Origin of the sequence: Lacinutrix sp. (genome assembly GCF_023299985.1) — a bacterium.
Classification (GTDB): domain Bacteria; phylum Bacteroidota; class Bacteroidia; order Flavobacteriales; family Flavobacteriaceae; genus Lacinutrix.
Genome location: NZ_JALZVX010000214.1, coordinates 1 through 5061, shown reverse-complemented (window position 1 = coordinate 5061; position 5061 = coordinate 1). Strand labels below are relative to the sequence as shown.

Below are 5061 nucleotides of genomic sequence, written 5' to 3'. Positions count from 1 at the left end.
AGATCTCGACCATATTTATCGGTTCCTAAATAGAACGTTTTTTTAACGATTAATGCTTCAGGTTTTATAGTGCTATCTTCTAATGTGTAAACCTTTTTTATGCCTTGCAAACCATCTGAAGCATATTCGGTATAACTAATAGTATTATTAGAAATAGTGTAATGTGAGATTGGAATTTCTGTTATAGTATTATTTTTTCCGAAGAACAATTTATCTACAAAACCTTGTTTGTTTTCAATTTGCGATGGCAACACTAACATATCTATTGAAAATCCTGGCGTTTTAGAATGAATAGACACATGCATTTGGTTTGCATGTCTAGAATTGTCTGGTGCAAATACATAGGCAAACACAGATATTACACCAACAAACACAATAAAATAAAAACTAAAAACGCCCCAAAAATTCTTTTTGAATTTTTGGAGCGCTAATTTACTTAATGAGTTTGTTGCAGTACTCAATGCTAATCTAATTTTTTATAGTGGCTACTTTTTTAATTCCGTAGGTCATTTTTAAATCGTCTAAGACATTTAAAGCTTCTTCCATGTACACATCTTTACTAAGGTTCTCATGCCATCTTACGCGTTTTTCTTTTAAAACAGTATCTATTTTAAATAGAGCAGTTTCATAAGGTAAAGACTCGAAAGTTAAGTTTGTTTTGTATTCTGAAATAGCATCATATTCTTTTGCTTTTTTCTCATCTGCATTCAATTCTGCTTTATATTTTTTATAATTTAAAGAATAAATATCCTCATCCATTTGTGTTTTAATCCACTTAGCATTTTCTTCAATAAGTTTAAGTTGTGTATTGTTTTCCATACGTGCTTTACTATTACTTATAGTAGTATCGTAATCGAAATAGCTAGTCCAATAATCGTACTTTACTGCATCTATTTTATCCCAAGCTAATGGATTGTCTTGATCGCGCTCTCCAATATCTACAAAACTGTAACGGTCTGGAACTACAATATCACTCTTAACACCTTCTAATTGAGTTGAGCCACCATTAATTCTATAAAATTTTTGACGTGTAACTTTAATTGCACCTAAATCTCCATGAGAGCTATTACGTACCATTCTATTTAAATCTAATATATTTTGAACTGTACCTTTACCATAGGTTTGCTTACTACCAATAATAATAGCACGTTTATAATCTTGCATTGCGGCTGCCAAAATCTCTGATGCTGATGCTGATAATTCGTTAACCATAATTACTAATGGTCCATCCCAAATAATAGAAGCATCTGTATCTTCTAAAACTTCTTTTGGTTCGTCTGTAGAACGTACTTGCACAACAGGTCCATCTTTAATAAACAATCCTGCAATATCCACAACAGTTTTAAGAGATCCTCCACCATTATTTCTAAGATCTAAAACAAGACCTTCCATTCCTTCGGCTTTTAATCTTTCTATTTCTTTTTTAATATCTGAGGCTGCATTACGTTTATTATAATCTTCAAAATCGATATAAAATTTAGGTAAATTAATTACGCCATATTTTTTATCATTTTTTATAACTGTCGAAGATTTAGCATACGTTTCTTCTAACTCAACAATATCTCTAGTTATAGTAATATCTTCAATAGAGCCATCTACTTTTTTTAAGGTTAAAATTACTTTAGTCCCTTTTGGACCTTTTATTAATTTAATAGCATCGTCTATTCGCATACCAACAATACTAACTGCATCTTTTTCGTCTTCTTGACGTACTTTCATGATAATATCACCAACCTCTAATTCTTCGCCTCGCCATGCTGGACCACCAGAAATTACTTCAACAATTTTAGTGTAATCCATTCTTTTTTGAAGTCTTGCTCCAATACCTTCTAACTTACCAGACATTTGCTGGTCGAAGCGGTCTTTATCTGTTGGTGCAAAATAAGATGTGTGCGGATCGAACTCCTCTACAATCGCATTAATATACATTGCAAACCAATCTTTACGCTGTAAATCTTCAACATAATCTGTGTAGTATGCGTCAAGGTTTTTTAAGGTTTCTTCACGTGCTTCTGTCTCTAACTCCTTTAAAGATTTTTTTGCTTTTGAAGCATCTGAAGCTATGGTATCGTTTTCTTGAGTTCTAATTAACTCGTCGTAATTAGAAATAGAACTAAATTTTAATAATTGTCTCCAACGTTCTTTTAGTTTTTTCTTATTCTTAACGTAGCCATGGTTTTCGTAATCGGTATCAAAATCTTCATCTATGTTATAATCAAAAGGCTTATCTAAAACTTCTTTATAGTATGTTTTAGCCTCTTCCATACGTTTTACCAAACGTGCGTTAGTAACATTAAAAAAAGTAATATCGTATGCTTTTAGCTCGTCGTCAATTTCAGTTTTAAACTTTTCAAACTCTTCAATATCACTTTTTAAAAAGAAACGTTTTAGAGGATCTATTCTATTTAAGTAAGTTGTGTAAACGTCTTTAGAAAAATCGTCGTTAAAATCTTTAGGTGCAAAATGTAGTTGTTCAAGTGCTAATGTAATTATCTGTACTAAAAGCTTATCTTTATCTGGATCGTCTTCTACTTTTGTTGTAAAACTACAAGAACCAAAGGCTAATAAAAGCACTAACATTAATATATTATGTTTCCTTTTCATATATGTTTTTTCTTTTATAATATCGTTGTTGGGGGAAAAATTTCTACTAAAATAAAAGAAAAAACCGTGCCAAGTATCTGTAACTACACTAATTTTTTGTTAAACCGCTAATTTTAGTAGAATACTATAGAAATTATGTATTTTTGATTGTAATTAAAGTCATTACCTCTTTTTAGGGAAACATAGGATACTGAAACAAGTTCAGCATAAATGAAAAATAACAAACCACTAATTTTAGTTACAAACGACGATGGTATTACAGCTCCAGGTATTCATGCTTTGGTAAACGTCATGAAAACCATAGGAGACGTTGTTGTTGTTGCTCCAGATAGTCCACAAAGTGGCATGGGACATGCTATTACACTAGATTCTACATTACATATTGAAAAAATACATATTGAAACTGGTGATTACGATGCTTATAGTTGCTCTGGTACTCCTGCAGATTGTGTAAAAATTGCTGTAAACGAGATTCTAGACAGACGTCCAGACTTGGTAGTTTCTGGCATAAACCATGGAAGCAACTCTTCTATAAACGTTATTTATTCTGGAACCATGAGTGCTGCTATTGAAGCTGGAATTGAAGGTATTCCTGCTATTGGTTTTTCGCTTTTAGATTATAGTTGGAATGCTAATTTTGAATACTCAAAACCTTATATAAAAACAATTGTAAAAAATGTTTTAAATGAAGAATTAAGCGAAGGTATTGTTCTTAACGTTAACATTCCTAACTTAGAACAAAACACAATTAAAGGCATTAAAATTTGCAGACAAGCCAAAGCCAATTGGAAAGAGAAATTTGACAAACGAAAAACACCTCAAGGCAAAGATTACTATTGGCTTACAGGCACTTTTGTAAATTATGACAAAGGTGAAGATACCGATGAATGGGCTCTTAAAAACGGTTATGTCTCAGTTGTTCCTGTTCAATTCGATTTAACAGCTTACAATGCCATAAAACAACTAAATACTTGGAGTTTTAATGAATAAAAAAGCCACTGCTATAGGTTTTGTTATTGCCCTTTCAATAGCTATTCTTGCAATTATTATTTACACTTTATATATAGGTGTAACTTTAGATTTATCTTCTCAGGATATTACTAATAAATTAAAGTCTATAAGTGTTTTAAAAAAACGTGCAAGTATTGGCGCATTATCTAACCTACCAGTTTTCTTTTATTTATTATATCGAAAAAAAGAAGATTATGCAAAAGGCGTTTTAATTGTAATCGTTTTATTAGCTTTAATTTTTATAATCAATAAACTTTAAATGAAATATTATATTATTTCTGGAGAAGCCTCTGGCGATTTACATGGTGCAAACCTAATGAAAGCATTATTGCAAGAAGATGTAAATGCATATTTTAGATTTTGGGGAGGCGACCTAATGGAAGCTGTTGGTGGTACATTAGTAAAACACTATCGTGAACTTGCTTTTATGGGTTTTGCAGAAGTGGTTATGAATTTAAGAACTATTACAAAAAATTTATCCTTTTGCAAACAAGATATTGAAACCTTTAAACCAGATGTAATTATTTACATAGACTATCCTGGTTTTAACCTACGTATTGCCAAATGGGCAAAACCAAAAGGTTATAAAAACCACTATTATATTTCTCCACAAATTTGGGCTTGGAAAGAAGGCAGAATTAAAGACATAAAAAGAGATATCGACCAAATGTATGTTATTCTCCCTTTCGAGAAGCAATTTTATGAAGATAAGCATGCATTTCCTGTACATTTTGTTGGTCATCCACTAATAGATGCTATAGCAGATAGGCAACAAGTAGATGAATTTGGCTTTAGAAAAGACAATGGGTTTAGTAATAAACCAATTATCGCTTTACTACCAGGAAGTCGAAAACAGGAGATTAAAAAAATCCTTTCGGTAATGCTTAGTTTGGTGGATGATTATAAAGACTATCAATTTGTAATTGCTGGTGCTCCTGGACAAGATTACGCGTTTTACCAACAGTTTATAAAAAAATCTAATGTTCATTTTTTAAATAATAAAACGTACGATTTATTAAGTATTTCTACTGCTGCACTTGTTACTTCTGGAACAGCAACACTAGAAACTGCTCTATTTAAAGTACCACAAGTTGTGTGCTATAAAGGCAGTTGGGTCTCTTACCAAATTGGAAAACGTGTTGTTAATTTAGATTATATTTCTTTGGTTAATTTAATATTGAATAAAGAATCTGTAACCGAACTTATTCAAGACGATTTTAATACTAAAAGATTAAAGAAAGAGTTAAATACTTTACTAGATCCAAACGAACGCACAAACATGTTTTTAGATTATTACGATTTAGAATGCGATTTAGGTGGTAAAGGTGCGAGTGAAAATACTGCGAAGTTGATTTATAATGCTATAAACGCTACTACATAAATGCGAAAAATTGTCCTAATCCTACTTACTATTATCACACTATCTAGTTGCGGAAGTACTAAAAA

5 protein-coding genes and 1 pseudogene are annotated in these 5061 nt (G+C 31.4%); 4 read left to right on the top strand and 2 right to left on the bottom strand.

All coding sequences use genetic code 11. The features are described 5' to 3' along the window. Window positions 1-461: pseudogene (locus Q0C58_RS11495) on the bottom strand (ABC transporter permease); the annotation flags it as partial. Between the two features lie 7 nt (window positions 462-468). Beyond that, on the bottom strand, window positions 469-2604 hold the full coding sequence (locus tag Q0C58_RS11490) for a carboxy terminal-processing peptidase (RefSeq protein ID WP_290701666.1): 2136 nt from the start codon (window positions 2602-2604) through the stop codon (window positions 469-471). A 210-nt stretch (window positions 2605-2814) separates the two neighbouring features. On the opposite strand from Q0C58_RS11490, the gene surE reads away from it, so the two are divergent. From surE to Q0C58_RS12475, 4 genes are all read left to right on the top strand, one after another. Continuing rightward, a complete protein-coding gene (gene surE / locus Q0C58_RS11485) occupies window positions 2815-3594 on the top strand; it encodes a 5'/3'-nucleotidase SurE (RefSeq protein ID WP_290701663.1) in 780 nt (259 codons plus the stop codon). Further along, window positions 3587-3874, top strand: a complete 288-nt coding sequence (locus Q0C58_RS11480; RefSeq protein WP_290701660.1) for a hypothetical protein — start codon at window positions 3587-3589, stop codon at window positions 3872-3874. The genes surE and Q0C58_RS11480 overlap by 8 nt, the downstream gene beginning before the upstream one ends. Further along, entirely contained in the window at window positions 3875-4996 is a 1122-nt protein-coding gene (gene lpxB / locus Q0C58_RS11475; protein ID WP_290701658.1) for a lipid-A-disaccharide synthase, read from the top strand. It abuts the gene before it with no gap. Continuing rightward, the coding region (locus tag Q0C58_RS12475; RefSeq protein ID WP_366841709.1) for a lipoprotein at window positions 4997-5061 on the top strand (65 nt) is incomplete at its 3' end.

Excerpts from the sequence above, each read along its gene's own strand:
- Q0C58_RS11490 (WP_290701666.1), bottom strand. The coding sequence starts at position 2,604 with ATGAAAAGGAAACATAATATATTAATGTTAGTGCTTTTATTAGCCTTT.
- surE (WP_290701663.1), top strand. The coding sequence starts at position 2,815 with ATGAAAAATAACAAACCACTAATTTTAGTTACAAACGACGATGGTATT.
- Q0C58_RS11480 (WP_290701660.1), top strand. The coding sequence starts at position 3,587 with ATGAATAAAAAAGCCACTGCTATAGGTTTTGTTATTGCCCTTTCAATA.
- lpxB (WP_290701658.1), top strand. The coding sequence starts at position 3,875 with ATGAAATATTATATTATTTCTGGAGAAGCCTCTGGCGATTTACATGGT.